General features: G+C 71.2%; 19 protein-coding genes. 12 read left to right on the forward strand and 7 right to left on the reverse strand.

Features of this window, described 5'->3' with window-relative positions:
• Positions 1-38: 38 nt before the first annotated feature.
• From GQQ92_RS01370 to GQQ92_RS01385, 4 genes are read left to right on the forward strand one after another with little or no spacing between them, the layout of a single operon-like run.
• Positions 39-635 carry a TetR/AcrR family transcriptional regulator gene (locus GQQ92_RS01370; RefSeq protein ID WP_156997448.1) on the forward strand — a complete coding sequence of 199 codons (597 nt, stop codon included), beginning with the start codon at positions 39-41 and terminating at the stop codon, positions 633-635.
• A complete protein-coding gene (locus tag GQQ92_RS01375; RefSeq protein ID WP_156997449.1) occupies positions 632-1,894 on the forward strand; it encodes an MFS transporter in 1,263 nt (420 codons plus the stop codon). The genes GQQ92_RS01370 and GQQ92_RS01375 overlap by 4 nt, the downstream gene beginning before the upstream one ends.
• Positions 1,894-3,141 (forward strand): alanine racemase, encoded by a 1,248-nt coding sequence (locus GQQ92_RS01380; protein WP_156997450.1) that lies wholly within the window; start codon positions 1,894-1,896, stop codon positions 3,139-3,141. The genes GQQ92_RS01375 and GQQ92_RS01380 overlap by 1 nt, the downstream gene beginning before the upstream one ends.
• Positions 3,138-4,451, forward strand: a complete 1,314-nt coding sequence (locus GQQ92_RS01385; RefSeq protein WP_156997451.1) for a D-arabinono-1,4-lactone oxidase — start codon at positions 3,138-3,140, stop codon at positions 4,449-4,451. Before GQQ92_RS01380 ends, GQQ92_RS01385 begins: the two co-directional genes overlap by 4 nt.
• A 38-nt stretch (positions 4,452-4,489) precedes the next feature.
• Here the strand turns inward: GQQ92_RS01385 and GQQ92_RS01390 are convergent, their stop codons facing one another.
• The 3 genes from GQQ92_RS01390 to GQQ92_RS01400 are packed head-to-tail and all read right to left on the reverse strand — an operon-like array spanning position 4,490 to position 6,709.
• Positions 4,490-5,224, reverse strand: a complete 735-nt coding sequence (locus tag GQQ92_RS01390) for an ABC transporter permease (RefSeq protein WP_156997452.1) — start codon at positions 5,222-5,224, stop codon at positions 4,490-4,492.
• Positions 5,221-6,033: an ABC transporter ATP-binding protein gene (locus GQQ92_RS01395; protein WP_156998109.1), complete on the reverse strand. Its 813-nt coding sequence runs from the start codon at positions 6,031-6,033 to the stop codon at positions 5,221-5,223. The genes GQQ92_RS01390 and GQQ92_RS01395 overlap by 4 nt, the downstream gene beginning before the upstream one ends.
• The gene (locus tag GQQ92_RS01400; RefSeq protein ID WP_197738026.1) at positions 6,026-6,709 is read right to left on the reverse strand and encodes a TetR/AcrR family transcriptional regulator; all 684 of its coding nucleotides are present in this window, start codon (positions 6,707-6,709) and stop codon (positions 6,026-6,028) included. The genes GQQ92_RS01395 and GQQ92_RS01400 overlap by 8 nt, the downstream gene beginning before the upstream one ends.
• 166 nt (positions 6,710-6,875) lie before the next feature.
• Between GQQ92_RS01400 and GQQ92_RS01405 the strand changes: the two genes are divergently transcribed.
• On the forward strand, positions 6,876-7,442 hold the full coding sequence (locus GQQ92_RS01405; RefSeq protein ID WP_156997454.1) for a LemA family protein: 567 nt from the start codon (positions 6,876-6,878) through the stop codon (positions 7,440-7,442).
• Between the two features lie 79 nt (positions 7,443-7,521).
• Positions 7,522-8,397: a M48 family metalloprotease gene (locus GQQ92_RS01410; protein ID WP_156997455.1), complete on the forward strand. Its 876-nt coding sequence runs from the start codon at positions 7,522-7,524 to the stop codon at positions 8,395-8,397.
• A 36-nt stretch (positions 8,398-8,433) separates the two neighbouring features.
• On the opposite strand, the gene GQQ92_RS01415 is transcribed toward GQQ92_RS01410, so the two are convergent.
• Positions 8,434-9,642 carry a winged helix-turn-helix domain-containing protein gene (locus tag GQQ92_RS01415; protein WP_156997456.1) on the reverse strand — a complete coding sequence of 403 codons (1,209 nt, stop codon included), beginning with the start codon at positions 9,640-9,642 and terminating at the stop codon, positions 8,434-8,436.
• A 76-nt stretch (positions 9,643-9,718) separates the two neighbouring features.
• Between GQQ92_RS01415 and GQQ92_RS01420 the strand changes: the two genes are divergently transcribed.
• On the forward strand, positions 9,719-10,948 hold the full coding sequence (locus tag GQQ92_RS01420) for an AI-2E family transporter (RefSeq protein ID WP_156997457.1): 1,230 nt from the start codon (positions 9,719-9,721) through the stop codon (positions 10,946-10,948).
• 4 nt (positions 10,949-10,952) lie between these two features.
• A complete protein-coding gene (gene ilvA / locus GQQ92_RS01425; RefSeq protein ID WP_232057425.1) occupies positions 10,953-12,191 on the forward strand; it encodes a threonine ammonia-lyase in 1,239 nt (412 codons plus the stop codon).
• Between the two features lie 79 nt (positions 12,192-12,270).
• Here the strand turns inward: ilvA and greA are convergent, their stop codons facing one another.
• Entirely contained in the window at positions 12,271-12,762 is a 492-nt protein-coding gene (gene greA, locus GQQ92_RS01430) for a transcription elongation factor GreA (RefSeq protein WP_156997458.1), read from the reverse strand.
• A gap of 84 nt (positions 12,763-12,846) precedes the next feature.
• Complete coding sequence (locus GQQ92_RS01435) at positions 12,847-13,275, reverse strand: DUF4307 domain-containing protein (protein WP_156997459.1); 429 nt, start codon at positions 13,273-13,275, stop codon at positions 12,847-12,849.
• Between the two features lie 133 nt (positions 13,276-13,408).
• On the opposite strand from GQQ92_RS01435, the gene GQQ92_RS01440 reads away from it, so the two are divergent.
• Complete coding sequence (locus GQQ92_RS01440; RefSeq protein ID WP_156997460.1) at positions 13,409-13,789, forward strand: hypothetical protein; 381 nt, start codon at positions 13,409-13,411, stop codon at positions 13,787-13,789.
• 97 nt (positions 13,790-13,886) lie between these two features.
• Here GQQ92_RS01440 and trhA read toward each other — a convergent pair whose 3' ends face one another.
• Positions 13,887-14,693, reverse strand: coding sequence for a PAQR family membrane homeostasis protein TrhA (gene trhA, locus GQQ92_RS01445; protein ID WP_156997461.1), 807 nt, complete (start codon positions 14,691-14,693; stop codon positions 13,887-13,889).
• Positions 14,694-14,766: 73 nt separating this feature from the next.
• On the opposite strand from trhA, the gene GQQ92_RS01450 reads away from it, so the two are divergent.
• The 3 genes from GQQ92_RS01450 (at position 14,767) to GQQ92_RS01460 (ending at position 18,411) form a co-directional block, all read left to right on the forward strand.
• Positions 14,767-15,552, forward strand: coding sequence for an isoprenyl transferase (locus GQQ92_RS01450; RefSeq protein WP_156997462.1), 786 nt, complete (start codon positions 14,767-14,769; stop codon positions 15,550-15,552).
• 104 nt (positions 15,553-15,656) lie between these two features.
• Positions 15,657-16,778: an aminotransferase class V-fold PLP-dependent enzyme gene (locus GQQ92_RS01455; RefSeq protein WP_156997463.1), complete on the forward strand. Its 1,122-nt coding sequence runs from the start codon at positions 15,657-15,659 to the stop codon at positions 16,776-16,778.
• A gap of 253 nt (positions 16,779-17,031) precedes the next feature.
• Entirely contained in the window at positions 17,032-18,411 is a 1,380-nt protein-coding gene (locus tag GQQ92_RS01460; RefSeq protein ID WP_232057426.1) for a PhoH family protein, read from the forward strand.
• Positions 18,412-18,723: the final 312 nt, after the last annotated feature.

Below are 18,723 nucleotides of genomic sequence, written 5' to 3' on the forward strand. Positions count from 1 at the left end.
CGCACCGGAGATCGGCAGTGTCGTCGAGAGGAGCCGTCATGACCCGCATCCCCGCCGGCGAGCGCCGCGCGGCGCTCATCGAGGCCGCGCTGCGCGTGATCTCCCGCAACGGCATCGCCCAGGCCACGACCCGCGCCATCGTCGCCGAGGCCGGCATGAGCCTCGCGAGCTTCCACTACGCGTTCGACTCCCGGGACGAGCTCATCGACGAACTCATCGTCACCGTCATCGAGCACGCCCGGCACGCGGTGATGCCCGACGACCTCGTCGACGGCACCCTCGTCGAGATGCTCGAAGCGGGCATCGTCCGATACTTCGACCACCTGCGGGCCGACCCCGAGCACGAGCAGGCGATGCTCGAGCTCACCCAGTACGCGCTCCGTTCGCCCGAGCGGCATCCGATGGCCCGCGCCCAGTACGCGCGCTACGTCGAGCTCGCCGAGCAGTCGCTCGTCGTCGCCGCGGAGCGCTCCGGCAGCGAGTGGACGGTCCCGGTCGCGCAGGCGGCGCGCGTGCTCGTCGCCTTCACCGACGGACTCACCCTGACCTGGCTCGTCGACCGAGACGACGACGCCTCGCTGGCGGTCGCGCACGCGGCCGCCGTCGCCCTCTCGAGAATGGCCGAACCCCGATGACGAGCCTTCAGCACAACCCGCCCGCGGCGCTCGCGGAACCCGTCCGGCGGGTCTCCGCCGGCTGGATCGGATCCTTCGCGACCGTCTGGTTCGCGATCTGGATGGCGCAGCTCACGCCGATCCAACTGCTGCTGCCCGCCCAGATCGATGACGTGCTCCACCCCGAGCACTGGGTCGACAGCGTCATGGCCTTCGGCCTCATCTCGGGCGTCGCGGCCGTTGCGACGATCATCGCGTATCCGCTCACCGGTGCCGCGAGCGACCGCACGGCCTCGCGGTTCGGCCGTCGCCGCCCATGGATCCTCATCGGTGCGCTCGTGTTCGCGGGCTCGCTCGTCGTGCTCGGCCTGCAGACCGAGATCTGGGCCATCGGCGCGGCGTGGGTCGCGGCATCCGTCGGCTTCTGCATCATGACGGCGGCGCTGACCGCGACCATCTCGGACCAGGTGCCGGTGGGGCAGCGCGGGTTCGTCTCCGGCTGGATGTCGGCGCCGCAGGCGGTGGGCATCATCGTCGGGCTCCTGCTCGTCACCGAGCTCGTCACCGACCGCGCGCTCGGCTACCTCGTGCTCGCGATCGCCCTGGTCGTGCTCGCGGTGCCGTTCCTCCTGCGCTTCGACCAGCCCCTCGCCGCCGCCGAGCGCACGCGCGTCACGGCGAAGGGCGTGATCGCGAGCCTCTGGATCAGCCCTCGCGCGCACCCCGATTTCGGCTGGACGCTCCTCAGCCGCGTGCTCGTGTCGGTCGGCAACGCGCTCGGCACGAGCCTACTGCTCTACTTCCTGATGTTCGGACTCGGCGACGAGAACGCGGAGGACGACCTCATCATCCTCACGCTCGTCTACATGGTCTTCGTGATCGCGGCGTCGCTCGTCGGCGGACGGCTCTCCGACCGGCTCGGGCGGCGCAAGGCGTTCGTGTTCGCGGCATCCGCGCTGCAGGCCGTCGCGGCGCTGCTGCTCGCGCTCGTGCCCGACCTCACGGTCGCGATCGTCGCGGCGGGCATCCTCGGACTCGGCTACGGCTGCTTCCTGTCGGTCGACCAGGCCCTTGCGACCCAGGTGCTGCCCGACGCGGCATCCCGCGGCAAGGATCTCGGCATCATGAACATCGCCACCGCGGTGCCGCAGGCGATCGGTCCGCTCATCGGCGCGGCCGCGGTGGTGGTCTCCGGCTCGTTCATGCCGGTCTTCATGTTGAGCGCGGTGTTCGCGTTCCTGGGTGCGATCGCGGTCTCGCGAGTTCGGAGCGTGCGCTGATGCTCGACCTCTCCTCGAACAGGGGCTCTGGAACGGAGGATGCCGCACCGTGGGCGACGCCGTCGAGATACTGGCCGGCGATGACGACCGCGACCGCCGGGCTCGACGCCCCGGTGGGCGCGCTGCACCTCGGGGCGCTCCGCCACAACGCGGCCGACATGCTGCGCCGCGCGCACGGCAAGCCGATCCGCGTCGCCTCGAAGTCGATCCGGGTTCGCAGCGTCATCGAGGCGCTCCTGCGGATGCCCGGCTACGAGGGCGTGCTCGCCTACACGCTCGCCGAGGCGATCTGGCTCGCCGACACCGTCGAGGACCTCGTGGTCGGCTACCCGACCGCGGAACGCGGCAGCATCCGGCGGCTCGCGACCGATGCCCGGCTCGCGTCGCGCATCACGCTCATGGTCGACTCGATCGCCCAGCTCGACCTCATCGACTCGGTCGTCGCGCCGGGCGAACGGGAGCCGATCCGCATCGCCCTCGAGCTCGACGCCTCGTGGAACGCGCCGGTGCTCGGCCACCTCGGCGTGCGCCGGTCGCCGGTCTACGAGCCGGCCGACGCGGGCGCGCTCGCCGCGTACCTCGTGCAGCGGCCCGGCTTCCGACTCGTCGGGATGATGGGGTACGAGGCGCAGATCGCGGGCGTGACGAACCGTCCTGCGGGCAGGCCCGTCGACGGGGCCGTCAACCGCTGGATGCAGTCGCGCTCGATGCCCGAGCTCGTCGAGCGCCGCACCCGCGCGGTCGCGGCCGTGCGGGAGCACGCCGACCTCGAATTCGTCAACGGCGGCGGCACCGGTTCGCTCGAGGCCACCGCGGCCGACGGCTCGGTCACCGAGGTCGCCGCGGGCTCCGGGCTGTTCGGCGGTCACCTCTTCGACGGGTACGCGCACTTCACGCCGGCGCCGGCGGCGGCGTTCGCCATGGACGTCGTGCGTCGCCCGTCGCCGAACCACGCGACGATCCTCGGCGGCGGCTGGATCGCATCCGGGCCGCCGGCGCCCGACCGACTTCCGCGGATCGTGTGGCCCGAGGGGCTCTCGATGCTGCCGCGCGAGGCTGCCGGGGAGGTGCAGACCCCCGTCGGCGGTGCCGCGGCCGCGCAGCTCCGGGCCGGCGACCGGGTGTGGTTCCGGCACACGAAGTCGGGCGAGCTCTCCGAGCACCTGAACGAGTTCCAGCTCGTCGACGACGGCCGCATCGTCGACGTGCTTCCGACGTACCGCGGTGAGGGAAAGGTGTTCCTGTGACGGCGACCGGGGCGATCTGGCGGAACTGGGGCCGCACCGAGCAGGTGCGGCCGCTCCGCGTGGAGCGGCCGGCATCGGCCGCGGCGGTGCAGCGGGCCGTGGCGTCGGCCGCGGCATCCGGGCTCCGCATCAAGGCGGTCGGCGCCGGACACAGCTTCACGGGCATCGCGGTGGCCCCCGGGGTCCAGTTGGAGCTCGCGGACCTCTCGGGCGTCATCGACGCGGATGTCGCGACCGGGCGTGTGCGGCTGGCCGCCGGCACCCGGCTGCACGAGCTGCCCGACCTCCTGGCGCCGTACGGGCTCGCTCTTCCCAACATGGGCGACATCGACCGCCAGTCGATCGCCGGCGCGACCTCGACCGGGACGCACGGCACCGGACTCGGCTTCGGCGGGCTCGCGACCCAGATCGTCGCGGCGAAGCTCGTGACCGGCACCGGCGAGCTGCTCGAGGTGAGCGAGACGAGCCGCCCCGAGCTGCTGCCCGCGGTGCGCCTCGGCCTCGGCGCGCTCGGCGTGCTCGTCGAGCTCACCCTGCAGCTCGTGCCGAGGTACGTGCTGTCGGCGGTCGAGCGCGTCGAGCCGCTCGAGGCGGTGCTCCGCGAGTGGATGTCGCGCGTCGGCGAAGCCGACCACTTCGAGTACTACTGGTTCCCGCACACCGACACCGCGCTGACGAAGACGAACACGAGACTCCCGGCGGATGCCCCGCGCAACCCGCTCGGCCGCGTCTCGCGGTGGATCGACGACGAGCTCCTGGCGAACGGCGCCTATCGCGCCATCTGCGCGCTCGGCAGGGCGGCCCCGCGCACCACGCCGTTCTTCGCCCGGCAGGTCGACCGGCTCACCGGCGATCGGGAGTTCGCGGACTTCTCGCCCAAGGTGTTCGTGACGAACCGGACCGTGCGCTTCCGCGAGATGGAGTACGCGATCCCGCTGGAGCAGGTGCCCGAGGCGTTCCGCGAGGTGCGGGCGCTCATCGAGCGCCGTGGATGGTCGGTGAGCTTCCCGATCGAGGTCCGCGCCGCGGCATCCGACGAGAACTGGCTCTCGACGGCGTACGGCCGCGACACGGGCTACATCGCGGTGCACCGCTATTTCCGCGAGGACTGCACCGAGTACTTCGCCGCGGTCGAGGAGATCATGCAGGCCCACGGCGGGCGTCCGCACTGGGGCAAGATGCACACGCAGACGGATGCCTCGCTGCGCGAGCGGTACCCGCGATTCGACGACTTCCTCGCGGTGCGCGACGAGCTCGACCCCGAACGCCGATTCGCGAACCCGTACCTGGACCGCGTGCTCGGGGCGTGAAGCGCGCGTGGGCGGCTCCCCGCCCGCCCGCCGGCCGGTCAGGGCGTGCGGCGGCGCAGGGTGATCGCGCCGAGCACGATCGAGCCGACGATCCAGGCGATGATGACGAGGAGCTTCGACACGATCCACTCGGTGCTCTCGGAGTCGTCGGCGACGGCCTGGAGCGCGTCGATCGCGAAGCTCAAGGGCAGCCACTCGCTGATCGTCTCGAGCACCTCCGGCAGTTGGTCGCGGGGGAGGAAGATGCCGCAGAGCAGGATCTGCGGCAGCACGAGCAGCGGCATGAACTGCACGACCTGGAACTCGGTTCGCGCGAACGCGCTCGCGAGCAGCCCGAGCGCGGTGCCGAGGAGGGCGTCGGCGACCGCGACCGCGAAGAGCAGCCAGATCGAGCCCGTGATCTCGAGCCCGCACACCCAGATCGCGAACGAGACCGCGACGGCCGTCTGCGCGATCGCGAGCAGGCCGAAGGCGAGCGCGTAGCCGAGCAGGAAGTCGCCCTTGCCCATCGGCATCGACAGGAGCCGCTCGAGGGTGCCGCTGCGGCGCTCGCGGAGGGTCGCGATGCTCGTGACGAGGAACATCACGATGAACGGGAACAGCGCGATCATCGCGGGGCCGATGTCGCCGAAGACCTCGGTGTCGCTGAAGATCCACGCGACGAGGCCGATGAGCAGGGCGGGCACGAGCAGCAGCAGCGCGATCGTGCGCGGGTCGTGCCGGATCTGCGCGAGCACGCGGCCCGCGGTCGCGATCGTGCGGATGAGGCTCATCGCACGGCCTCCGATCCGGTCCCGGCGTCCGGATCGCCGCCGCGGGGTTCGGCGCCCCCGGCTCCGCCCGGGCGGAGGTCGGGCGCCCCGCGGTCGATGAGCCGGAGGAACGCGGTCTCGACGTCGTCGGTGCCGGTGAAGGCCAGCAGCCCGTCGACCGTGTCGTCGGCGAGGAGCGCGCCGTCGCGCATGAGGAGCAGCCGGTCGCAGCGCTTGGCCTCGTCCATGACGTGGCTCGAGACGAGGAGCGTCGCCCCGTCGTCGGCGAGGCTGCGGAACAGCTGCCACAGCTCGACGCGGAGCACGGGGTCGAGGCCGACGGTCGGCTCGTCGAGCACGAGCACCTCGGGGGAGCCGAGCAGCGCCGCCGCGAGCGACACCCGGCCGCGCTGGCCGCCCGAGAGCTCGCCGGCGAGACGGTCGGCGACGGCGGTGAGGTCGGTGCGCTCGATGACGCGGTCGACGTCGGATGCCGGGGCGCCGAGCACCCGGCGGAAGTACCGCAGGTTCTGCCGCACGGTCAGGTCGTCGTAGACGCTCGCCTGCTGCGTGACGTAGGCCACGCGGCGGCGGAGCGCCGGGGAACCGGCGGCGAGCCCGAGCACCTCGACGGAGCCCGACTGCACGACCTGGACGCCCACGATCGCGCGCATGAGCGTCGTCTTGCCGCTGCCGCTCGGACCGAGCAGGCCCACGACGGCGCCGGCCGGCACGCTGAGCGACAGGCCGTCGAGCACCTGGGTCGACCCGCGTCGCACCCGGAGCGCCTCGACGACGACGGCGGAGCCGGAGGCATCCGAATTATTCATCACGTGGTGAATTCTTCGCCTCGGGCGGTGCGGCGTCAAGGCCGCGCGCCGAACGGATACCGGACCCCTCCACCGCTCCGTCGAGGTGGCGCTGCACGGAGGGCGCGACCGCCGCGACGACCTCGTCGACGTCGGCGGAGGCGAGCGGCTCGAACGCGAACACGTAGCGGACCATGAGCAGCCCGGCGACCTGGCTCAGCGCGAGCTCGGCGCGGAGTTCGCGCTGCCCGCCCTCGAGCCGATCCGCGATGCGCAACATGATCTCCCGGTGGATGAACTCGCGCAGGGTTCGCGAGACCGGCCCCCGGCCCATCGCGGTGCGCATCGCCGCGGTCGCCGCCGTGCGCACGGGCGCCGAGTCCCACGCCGTGACCACCGCACGCACGATCAGGGCGCCGAGCTCGTGCGGGGGCGCTTCGATGACCGCGCCGAGGATCTGATCGGGGCGCAGCGGCACGCTGACGGACTCGGCGACCATGCCCGCCTTGCCGTCGAAGTAGTGGTGCACGAGCGACGGGTCCACGCCCGCCCGTCGCGCGATCGCGCGCACCGAGGCCGCCTCGTAGCCGACCTCGGCGAACTCCTCCGTCGCCGCCCGCAGGATGCGCGACCTCGTCTCGCCCGATCGCGTGCCGGCGGGGCGCCCGGGGCGCCTCGGCCCGGTGCCCTCGTTCACGGACGCGTCCCCTCGGTCATGGTGCGAGCCTATGCCCGGGGGCACCGCGCCGGGAGTCCGCCGGAGGTTGCTCCGAGTCTCATGGGAACCGCGGTCGGGCTCACATGAGATCGATAGGATGTCAGGGCATCCGTCGTCCACGCAAGAGCGCTAGGAGTCCGCCGCCATGGAATGGCTCATCCCCGTCATCATCGTCGTCGCGCTCGTGCTGGTCATCGGCATCTACCTCTGGGCGACGTACAACTCGCTCGTCACGCTCAACGTGCGCGTCGATGAGGCGTGGAGCGACATCACGGTGCAGCTCAAGCGCCGTGCCGACCTGATCCCGAACCTCATCGACACGGTCAAGGGCTACGCGGCCCACGAGAAGTCCGTGTTCGAGTCCGTGACGCGTGCGCGCGCCGAGACCCTGCAAGCGCAGGGCCCCGCCGACGCATCCGCGGCCGAGAACCACATGCAGCAGGCGCTCAAGTCGATCTTCGCGGTGGCCGAGGCCTACCCGCAGCTGCAGGCGAGCCAGAACTTCCTGCAGCTGCAGTCCGAGCTCGTCGACACCGAAGACAAGATCCAGGCCTCGCGCCGGTTCTACAACGGCGGAGTGCGCGAACTCAACACGAAGATCAAGGTCTTCCCGAACACGCTCTTCGTGCGCGGGCTCGGGTTCCACGAACGCGACTTCTTCGAGGTCACCGAGCCGGCCGCCATCGCCGAGCCGCCGCGCGTCCAGTTCTGATGGGCTCCGACAGGCACCCGTCGAGGTCGAGGAGCACCGCGCGAAGCGGGGCGCAGATCGAGACCCCCAGAGGCAGCTGATGTACCGGGCGATCGCCAAGAACAAGCGCAACACCTTCTTCATCATCCTGTTCTTCCTGGTGATCGTCGGCGCGCTCGGCTGGCTCGCCTCGGCGATCTACGGCGATGCGACGATCGTCGTGGTGACCGTGGTCATCGCCTCCGCGTACGCGCTGTTCCAGTACTTCACGGCCGACCGCCAGGCGCTCGCGATGTCGGGCGCCGTCGAGGTGCAGAGCAAGGCCGATCACCCGCGGCTCTGGCGAACGGTCGAGAACCTGTCGATCGCGACCGGCACGCCCATGCCGAAGGTCTACGTCGTCTCCGACCCCGCACCCAATGCGTTCGCCACGGGGCGCGACCCCGAGCACGCGGTCGTCGCGGCCACCACGGGGCTGCTCGAGATCATGGACGACGCCGAGCTCGAGGGCGTCATGGCCCACGAACTCGGCCACGTCCGCAACTACGACATCCGGCTCTCCATGATCGTCTTCGGGCTCGTCGTGGCCATCGGATTCATCTCCGACATGTTCCTTCGCATGGCGTTCTTCGGCCGCAACAACAACAACGGCAATCCCGTCGTGATGGTCGTCGGACTCGTGGCCATGCTCATCGCCCCGCTCGTCGCGAGCCTCGTGCAGCTCGCCGTCTCGCGACAGCGCGAGTACCTCGCCGATGCGACCGGCGCGATGACCACGCGGCATCCCGACGCGCTCGCCTCGGCGCTCGAGAAGCTCGAGGCGTACGGCCGGCCCATGAAGCGGCAGAACTCGTCGATGGCGCACCTCTGGATCGCCGACCCGTTGAAGCCGGGCGCGCTCAGCCGGCTCTTCGCGACCCACCCGCCGATCGCCGACCGCGTGAAGCGGCTCGAGCAGATGGGCGGCTCGTTCTAGCAGCGGCGTCGTGATAGCAGCGGCCTCGCGCGGGGCTCAGGCGTGCGCGAGCTCGCTGCGAACGGATGCCGCGAGGTCGCCCCGGGCGGCCACCACGATGTCGTCGAGGCCCTGCCAGGTCGCGGCGTCGCGGAGCACCGGCGCGAGGCGCGCGGCCGTCTCGCCGGGCGCCGTCGCCTCGCCCCACGCCGACTGCACTCTGAGCACGCGGGCCTTGCGGTCGCTCTTGAGATCGACCCGGCCCACCACGTCGTCGTCGAGGAGCACGGGCAGCGAGTAGTAGCCGAAGACCCGCTGCGGCTCGGGCGTGTAGATCTCGATGCGGTAGTGGAAGTCGAACATGCGCTCGGCCCGTGGACGGAACCACACGACCGGGTCGAACGGGGAGAGCAGCGTCGCCGCCTCGATGCGCCGCGGGCGCCGCGCGTCGCGGTGCAGCCACGCGGGCGCGGGGCGTGCTCCGCTGCGCCACCCCGGAACCTCGACGGGCAGCAGGACGCCGGCGTCTTCGAGGTCGTGCACGGCGGCGCGCACCTGCTGCCGCTTCATGCGCCAGTAGTCGGCAAGGTCTGCTTCGGTCGCGATGCCGAGGGCGGATGCCGCGCGCTCGACGAGAACCCGGACGGCATCGCCGGGCTCGGGCGCAACGCCGAGCAGTCCGGGCTCGAGCGCCTGCTCGGGCAGCGCGTACACCCGCTCGAAGCGACGACGCTCGATGCAGACGACCTCGCCGACGCGGAACATCCACTCGAGCGTGCGCTTGACCGTCGACCAGCCCCACCACGGGCCGCGGCGCACGTTGGCGTCGTGCTCGATGTCGCTCGCCCGCAGGGGGCCGTTCGCCGCGAGCTCGGCCCGCAGCCAGTCGGCGAGCACGCGGTTCTCGACCAGCCAGCCGCCCCACGCCTCGCCCTTCGCGCGGTACTCGCTGCGTCGGAACTCGAACAGCGGCCACAGCTCGCGCGGCACGAAGGCCGCCTCATGGGCCCAGTACTCGAGCGTGCGCCCGCGCCGGCCGGTGGTGATGCGGTCGAGCAACGACCGGTCGTACGGGCCGAGACGGCTGAAGACGGGCAGGTAGTGACTGCGCTCGAAGACGTTGACCGAGTCGATCTGCAGGAGGCCGAGACGATCGAGCACACCGCCGACCTGGCGTGTGCCGGCCGACGTCGAGCCCGGGCGGCCGAACCCCTGCGCGGCGAGTGCGATGCGGCGTGCGAGCTGAGGACTGACGGTGTCGACCATGGTTCCAGCACCGTACCGCCGGCCGCCGACACGATCGCATGCCGGTCGGCGCATGGCCCCCGCCTAGACTGGAGCGATGGGCCAGGGTCGGGGCAGGTTCGTCGGCAGGAGACGCGCGATCGAGCGCGCGCCCGAGCAGCGGGCCGCGGCGCAGCCGCCCTCCGGCGCCGACGACGAGGTCCGGGCCGCCGTGCCCTACGGCATGCGCCTCGCCGCGGCCTGGTCGTGGCGGCTGCTCCTCGTCGGCGGCGTCATCGCGGTCGCGATCTTCCTCATCATCCAGCTTCGCTACATCGTCATCCCGATGCTCGTCGCGGTGCTCATCTCGGCGCTCCTCGTGCCGTTCTCGAGCCTGCTGCAGCGGCACCGCTGGCCGAAGTGGCTCGCGATCACGGTCTCGATGCTGAGCGCGCTCGCGGTCGTCGGCGGGCTCCTGACGCTGGGCATCTGGCAGATCGTCCGAGGGTCCGACGAGCTCGCGGCCCAGTCGGTCGTGGCCTGGAACGAGTTCCGCGCATGGCTGACCGACGGGCCCCTGCACTTCAGCGAGGCGCAGCTGAACGGCTTCGCCGACCAGATCGTGTCGGCCGTGCAGGCCGAGAGCGGCGTCCTCGTCAGCGGCGCGCTGTCGGTCGGCTCGACCGTGGGGCACTTCCTCGCGGGCACGCTGCTCGCGCTGTTCGCCACGCTCTTCATCCTGATCGACGGCCGGGGCATCTGGGCCTGGGTCGTCCGGGTGTTCCCGCGTCGGGCGCGGGCCGCCGTCGACGGCGCCGGGCTCGCCGGATGGGTCACGCTGCAGAACTTCGTCAAGGTGCAGATCCTCGTCGCCACCATCGACGCCGTCGGCATCGGGCTCGGCGCGTTCCTCCTGCAGGTGCCGCTCGCGGTGCCCATCGCGATCCTCGTGTTCCTCGGGTCGTTCATCCCGATCGTCGGCGCCGTCGTCACGGGTGCGCTCGCGGTCTTCGTCGCACTCGTCTACAACGGCTTCTGGCCGGCCGTCATCATGCTCGCGGTCGTACTGCTCGTGCAGCAGGTCGAGGGCCACGTGCTGCAGCCGCTCATCATGGGCACCGCGGTCAAGGTGCATCCGCTCGGGGTCGTGCTCGCGGTCGCGGCGGGCTCGTTCCTCGCGGGCATCCCGGGCGCCCTGTTCGCCGTGCCGATCGCGGCCGTCCTCAACGTCATGGTCAACTTCGTCGCCGGCGGCACCTGGAAGCAGTCCGCGGGCCCACCGGTCGTGCCGAGCTCGCCGCTCTGGCGAACCGTGCCGCAACGTCCCGGCTACCAACGAGGAGAATGAACGCGTGATCAGCACCATCCCCGGGCCCACCCTCGCGGACTTCGAACGTGCCCGCAGCATCGTGCAGGCCGTCGCCCGGCACACCCCCATGGAGTCGTCGCGCTTCCTCGCGAACGTCGTGGGCGCCCCCGTGCACCTCAAGTGCGAGAACCTGCAGCGCACGGGTTCCTACAAGCTCCGCGGCGCGTACCACCGCCTCTCGTCGTTGAGCGTGGCCGAGCGCGAGCGGGGCGTCGTCGCGGCATCCGCCGGCAATCACGCCCAGGGCGTGGCCTACGCCGCGCGCGAGCTCGGCATCCGCGCGACCATCTACATGCCCGTCGGGGTCGCGCTGCCGAAGCTCGACGCCACGCGGGCGTACGGGGCCGACGTCGTGCTCCAGGGCGACTCGATCGGGGAGACCCTCGAAGCGGCGCAGGCGTTCTCGAACGAGACGGGCGCGGTGATCATCCCGCCGTTCGACCACGGCGACGTCATCGCCGGCCAGGGCACGCTCGGGCTCGAGATCCTCGACGACGTGCCGGATGCCGCGACCTTCGTCGTGCCCATCGGCGGCGGCGGCCTCGCCGCGGGCGTCGCGAGCGCGATCAAGCAGCGGGCGGCTCTCGAGGGCCGAACGGTTCGGGTCATCGGGGTGCAGGCCGCGAACGCCTCGCCCTACGTGCCCTCGCTCGCGGCCGGACACCCGGTGCAGGTGCCCGTCGTGCCGACGATCGCCGACGGCATCGCGGTCTACCGCCCCGGCGACCTGACGTTCGAGGTGATCCGCGCCGCCGTCGACGAGGTCATCACCGTCAGCGACGACGACATCGCGCGAGCCCTCCTCGTGCTGCTCGAACGGGCCAAGCTCGTGGTCGAGCCCGCCGGTGCCGTCTCCGTCGCCGCCCTGCTCGGCGGGCAGGTCTCCTCCGAGGGACCGATCGTCGCGCTGCTGTCGGGTGGCAACATCGATCCGCTGCTCATGCAGCGCGTGATCGCGCACGGGCTCGCGGCATCCGACCGCTACCTCACGCTCGAGATCGGCCTGCCCGACCGCCCCGGACAGCTCGCGCGCATCGCCGAGCTCCTCGCCGAGGCGAACGCGAACGTCATCGAGGTGCTGCACACCCGGCACGGCTCGGGACTGCAGATCTCGGAGGTCGCGCTGCGGCTGTCGGTCGAGACCCGCGGGCCTGCGCACCGCGCGCTCGTGGTCGACGTGCTGCGCCGGGCCGGATACGAACCGCGGCTCGTCGCCGAATAGGGCGCCGCGCGCGACGCGAACGGCCCGGCGGGAAGCCGGGCCGTTCGCGAGTGCAGCGGTGTGTGCGAGACGGGAGAGGCTACTGCCCGGCCCAGGTCTCGACGCCCGTGACCTCGACCGCGATCTCGCGGCCGTTGGGGGCGGTGTAGCTCGTCTTGTCGCCGACCTTGAGGCCGATGATCGCGGCGCCGAGCGGGCTCTGCTCGCTCCACACGTCGAGCTCGGAGTCGCCGGCGATCTCGCGGCTGCCGATGAGGAAGGTCTCTTCGTCGCCGGCGATGATCGCGGTGATGACCGTGCCGGCCTCGACGACGCCGGTCGACTCGGGAGCGTCGCCCACCTCGGCGTTGCGCAGCAGCTCCTTCAGCTGGCGGATGCGGGCCTCGATCTTGCCCTGCTCGTCTTTCGCGGCGTGATAGCCGCCGTTCTCCTTGAGGTCGCCCTCTTCGCGGGCCGCTTCGATGCGCTTGGCGATCTCTTCTCGGCCCGTGGTCGAGAGCTGCTCGAGCTCGCCGGCGAGCCGGTCGTACGCATCCTGCGTGAGCCAGGTGACGGTGGCGTCCTGCGCCATGGTGCCCTCCTGCGGGTGACGCGCCGCGAAGACGCGTCCAGATAGACGTGACGCCCCGACGAGTGTCGAGGCGAATGACCCATGTTAGGTGAGCCAGCAGGTCGAAATCAAACCCGTCGCCGCATCCTGTGCGGTGCGCACGGTCTCGGTGAGGCTGCGGAGGTGGAGGTCGGATGCCGGGATCTCGACGACCCGCCAGCCGACGACCGTGAACTCGTCGTCGAGGGCCTTGATCGTGCAGGCGACCGTCTCGCCGGGGGGAGCGGACAGGGTCCACGTGACCTCGACGTTGCGTTCGTCGTTGTGCACGACGTGGCCCGTGTCGGTCGCCTGCACGTTCGCCTGCTGGCCGTCGAGCCCGGCCCAGACGACCCACGCGACGAGCACCACGGCGAACGCGACGCCCGCGACGACCAGCATGACGAGGTCGCGCCTGCGGCGCTTGCGCGTGCGGCCGTAGCGCGTCGCCAACCGGTCTGGTTCGGCGGTCGGGGCTGCTGCGGGGGCGGGCACTCGGATTCCTCGGAAGTCGGATCGTCTAGGATTGCAACTCAAGCCTAACCCGCGCCGTGACGCCGAAATTCGCGGTGAGAGAGAGTTCTTCGATGCGCTCCGTGTCCGTCAGCCCCAACCGTCGGTCGACCCTGTGAGCGCCACGACCGTCCTGCTCTCTGCTCCGATCGGCATCGCCTCCCTCGTCGGGTCCGAAGACCAGGAGTTCGACCCGAACACGGTCACCCCCGGCGTGTGGGGCTTCGTCATCACCTTCGGCGTCATGATCGCCGTGACGCTGCTCGTCATCGACATGACGCGGCGCATCCGCCGCACCAACTACCGCGCCGAGGTCCGCGAGGAGCTCGCGCGCGAGATGGCCGAGAACGAGCGCATCGACGCCGAGCGGGCCGCCTCCGACCGGCCGGGCGCCGATCGGCCCGGCGGCGATGGGTCCGGCGCCGACGGGCGCGACGGCGGCGCGACGGATGCCTCGGGCCGGTCCGACGGCGACGAGACTGCGCGCGGCGACTGACCGCCGGTCGGGCCCGACGCCCACGCGCGAGGCCGTGCACGCGGCATCCGTTCGCACGTCCGATACCGCGCCAAACGGGCGGGCCGGCCCGGTTCGATCAGCCCAGGTGGTACGCCGGGGCCATCGCGATGATGAGCGTCGCCGTCCAGTGGCACATGAACGCGAGCACCGTGCAGGTGTGGAAGATCTCGTGGAACCCGAACCGACCGGGCCAGGGATTCGGCTTCTTCAGCGCGTACGCGACCGCGCCGACCGAGTAGAGGAGCCCGCCGACCACGATGAGCACCATCATCGCGACGCTCACGGCGAGCAGATCGCCGAGGTACATGACCGCCGCCCAGCCGAGCAGCAGGTAGAGGGGCACGTAGAGCCAACGCGGCGCCGTGATCCAGAAGACGCGGAAGCCGATGCCGAGGAGGGCCCCGCCCCACACGATGGCGAGCAGCAGCCAACCCTTCTCGGGCGGCAGCGCGAGGATCGCGAGCGGCGTGTACGTGCCCGCGATGAGCAGGAAGATGTTCGCGTGGTCGATGCGCTTCAGGAGGAGCTTCGTGCGCGGCTTCCAGTTGAAGCGGTGGTACAGCGCGGAGTTGCCGAAGAGCAGCATCGAGGTGAGGGTGAACACTGCGGACGCCCACTTCGCCGGCGCGCCCTCGGCGAGGACGATGAGCACGATGCCGGCGGCGATGGTGAACGGGAACGTGCCGGCGTGGATCCAACCGCGCCATGTGGGCTTGCTCTCTTCGGCGGGGTGCGAGATCGCGTCGTCGAGCAGGGGGATGTTCGGCAGATCGGGCCCGTGCTCGTCGCGTGAGATCGAGGCGTCGGCCGTGTCGGCGGGAGCGACGGGCCGGGTCAGCTCGTGCGCGAGATCGTCGGAATCACGGCGGCGGTCGGGGCTCATGGTCACAGCGTACGGGCAGGCGGGTCACGGACGGCTGTGAGTGTGCGGGTCCTCGGCGCGGTAGTGTAGCGGCGTGCAATCCAGCGATCAGCCCCTCGGTCGCGGCATCCTCTACCGCCTCTACGAGCGTCGGCTGCGACGTGGGCTCGAGCCCGCCGCGCTGCCCCGGCACGTCGCGATGATCATCGACGGGAACCGCCGCTGGGCCAAGCAGCTCGGCTACGACACGGCGGCGCACGGCCACCGCGCGGGCGCCGCGAAGATGCGCGAGTTCCTCGAGTGGTGCGACGAGCTCGGCATCGAGGTCGTCACCCTCTACCTGCTCTCGAGCGACAACCTCGGCAACCGGGCGCCCGAAGAGCTCTCCGCCCTCATCGAGATCATCGCCGAGCTCGCGGAGGAGCTCTCGCACTACCGCGACTGGCGCGTGCAGCACGTCGGCTCCGATGCGGGCCTGCCCGAGCCGCTCGTGGCCGCGCTCGACGCGGCGGAGCACCGCACCGCCGACAAGCGCGGACTGCACGTGAACCTCGCGGTCGGCTACGGCGGCCGCAAGGAGATCACCGACGCCATGCGATCGATCGTGGCCGCGCACCATGCCGAGGGCGGCAGCCTCGACGACCTCGCCGAACGGCTCACCCCCGACCTCATCGGCGAGCATCTCTACACCGGCGGGCAACCCGATCCCGACCTCGTCATCCGCACCTCGGGCGAGCAGCGTCTCAGCGACTTCATGCTCTGGCAGGCAGCCCACAGCGAGTTCTACTTCGTCGAGGCGCTCGGCCCCGACCTCCGGCAGGTCGACTTCCTGCGGGCCATCCGCGACTACTCGCGCCGGAATCGGCGATTCGGCGGCTGAGACCGGTCACACCGCAGCCGGCCCCGGTCTGCCAAGATAGCCGCGGAGCAGTCGGCACCCTCGGGGCAGGCGGCACCGTCGGAGCAGGTGCAAAGGAGGAACGGATGGGCATCGACGCATTCGTCGACGGATTCTCGGAAGAGCCCGGATACCTCGACTACGGCCGGTTCGGTCCGCTGTCGAAGGCCGCCGCCGAGGAGGGCAACGCGCTCACGCATGTGCTCGAGCGCGTGCGCCACGGCGGACTGGGCGTGTTCGCCGAGCAGGATGCCCGTGTCCGTCAAGCGGCATCGACCCTGACCGGGTTCCCGTCCGACCAGATCGTCTTCACCCCGAACACCACGAGCGGCCTCATGCACGCCATGTTCGGGCTCACCGGCAGCGTGCTGCTCTCGCCCGACGAGTTCCCGAGCGTGCCGATCGCCGCCGTGCGCGCTCAAGAGGCGCTGCACACCGTGCAGCCCGTGTGGCTCGAGACCGACCACGGCAAGGTCACCCCCGGCCAGATCCGCGAGCAGATCGAATCCGGTGCCGTCGCCGTCGCCGTCAGCCTCGTCGACTCCCGAACCGGGTACCTCTGCGACATCGAGGGCATTCGGCAGGTCATCGGCGACCGACTGCTGATCGTCGACGCCATCCAGGGATTCGGCGTCGTCGACGCACCATGGCAGGCCGCCGATGTCGTGGTGACGGGCGGCCAGAAGTGGTGCCGGTCGGGCTGGGGCACCGGGTTCATGGCGCTCTCCGAGCGGGCGCTCGACCGGCTCACCCCGGTGTTCTCCGGATACTCGGGCACCGAGGAGGACGAACCGTGGGGCTTCGTGCCGCCGCCCGCGCAGAGCGCGAGGGCGTTCCGGATCACGAACCCCGACCCCATCGCCCAGTCCCGGTTCGCCGCCGGCATGGAGGAGGTCGCCGAGGTGGGCGTCTCCGCGGTCAACGCCGCCGTGGCCGAGAACGTCAGCCGCATCGTCGAACTCGCCGACGAGTTCGCGTTCGCCGTGGTCTCCTCGCGGAACGAGCACGAGCGCGCCGGCATCGTCGTCATCGAACCGCCGGAAGAGAGCCAGGTCACGCTGCTCACGGCGGCGCTGCACAACCACGGCGTGACCGCCACCACGCGGCTCGGCCAGGTGCGGCTCAGCGCGCACGCGGGAACCGGCACCGAGACGCTCGAGATGCTTCGCGCGGCGTTCATCTCGTTCGGCACGGTCGCGACGTACTGACGGCGGCCCGCGGCATCCGCCCCGCGCTCGTCGTGGACGGGTCGAGGCATCCGCCGCGGTCGCCGCGCGCGAATGTGAACACTGCGTGTCGTGGTGAGACGCGCCGCGTGTCGTTCGACCGGAATCCGCGACGCGGACGTAGCGTCACTCACATCGGGCAAGGTGCCCGAACGAGTCGGCTCGTGAAGCGCTCGTAGGAGGATTCGCCGGCCGGCGCGAGAGCCGAGCGGAAACGCTCGGGGCAGGAGCGGTCGTGGCCTCAACCGAAATCTCCCAGTCCGTCGCAACGTCCACCGGTCGCGAGCAGCGACCCGACGCCGCATCGCCCAGCGGCGCCGCACAGGACGAGCGCACGTACGTGCTCGACACCTCGGTCCTCCTCTCGGATCCGAGGGCGCTGTTCCGATTCGCCGAGCACGCCGTCGTGCTGCCGGTCATCGTCATCACCGAACTCGAGGCCAAGCGCAACGACCCCGAGATCGGCTACTTCGCACGCCAGGCGCTGCGGATCCTCGACGAGCTTCGGATCGAGCACGAACGACTGGACTTCCCGATCCCCGTCGGCGACGGCGGATCCCTGCGCGTCGAGCTGAACCACTCGAGCATGTCCGTGCTCCCGAGCGGTCTGCAGCTCAACGACAACGACACGCGCATCCTCGCGTGCGCCGCGAACCTCGCGAACGACGGAGTCGCCGTCACCGTCGTGTCCAAGGACCTGCCGCTCCGGGTGAAGGCCGCCTCGATCGGTCTGGACGCCCAGGAATACCGGGCCGAGCTCGCACTCGACTCCGGCTGGACCGGCATGAGCGAGATCACCCTCGGCTCGAACGACATGGCCAAGCTGTACGAGCACGAGCACCTCGCGATCCCCGAGGCCGAGGGCGTTCCCGTCAACACCGGGCTCGTCATCCACTCCGACCGGGGTTCGGCGCTCGCGCGGGTGACCGGCGAACGCGAGGTCAAGCTCGTCCGCGGCGACCGCGACGTCTTCGGCCTGCACGGCCGTTCGGCCGAACAGCGTCTCGCGATCGACCTGCTCCTCGATCCCGAGATCGGCATCCTGTCGCTCGGCGGACGCGCCGGAACCGGCAAATCGGCGCTCGCGCTGTGCGCCGGGCTCGAGGCCGTGCTCGAACGCCAGCAGCACAAGAAGATCATGGTGTTCCGACCGCTCTACGCGGTCGGCGGCCAGGAACTCGGCTACCTGCCCGGCGACCAGGGCGAGAAGATGAACCCGTGGGGCCAGGCGGTGTTCGACACCCTCGGGTCCGTCGTCTCCGACAACGTGCTCGACGAGGTCGTCGACCGCGGCATCCTCGAGGTGCTGCCGCTCACCCACATCCGCGGGCGGTCGCTGCACGACTCGTTCGTGATCGTCGACGAGGCCCAGTCGCTCGAGCGCAACGTGCTGCTGACCGTGCTCTCGCGCATCGGCCAGAACTCGCGCGTCGTGCTCACCCACGACGTCGCACAGCGCGACAATCTCCGCGTCGGGCGACACGACGGCGTGGCATCCGTCATCGAGACGCTGAAGGGGCACCCGCTGTTCGCCCACATCACGCTGACGCGCTCCGAGCGCTCGGCGATCGCGGCGCTCGTCTCGGAGATGCTCGACGGGGCCGAGCTGGCGTAGCGCCGGGCCGGGGTCCTGCGGCCCGGAGGCGGCGGCGTGGCCCGGAATCAGGCCGGCGTGCCCGAATCAGGACGGATACCGCGAATGCGTCCTGATCCGGCGCCGTCGGCCTGATTCGGGGCCGGCGTCGCGTGCCAGCGCGGCGTGCCGGCGTGGCGAGGGCGAGGGCGGCGCAGGTTTCGTCCGGGCACGGCGCACGCACCCGGTGGCCGGGCATTCCGGCGCGCGTGGAGCCTCGCCCGGGCTGCTCGCCGACGACGCTCCGGCTCGAGGCATGATCGGATTCGGGCGAGGCGGCGGGGTCGCCCTGCG

The sequence above is a fragment of the Agromyces terreus genome (assembly GCF_009749465.1).
In the GTDB taxonomy this organism is placed as follows: Bacteria; Actinomycetota; Actinomycetes; order Actinomycetales; family Microbacteriaceae; genus Agromyces; species Agromyces terreus.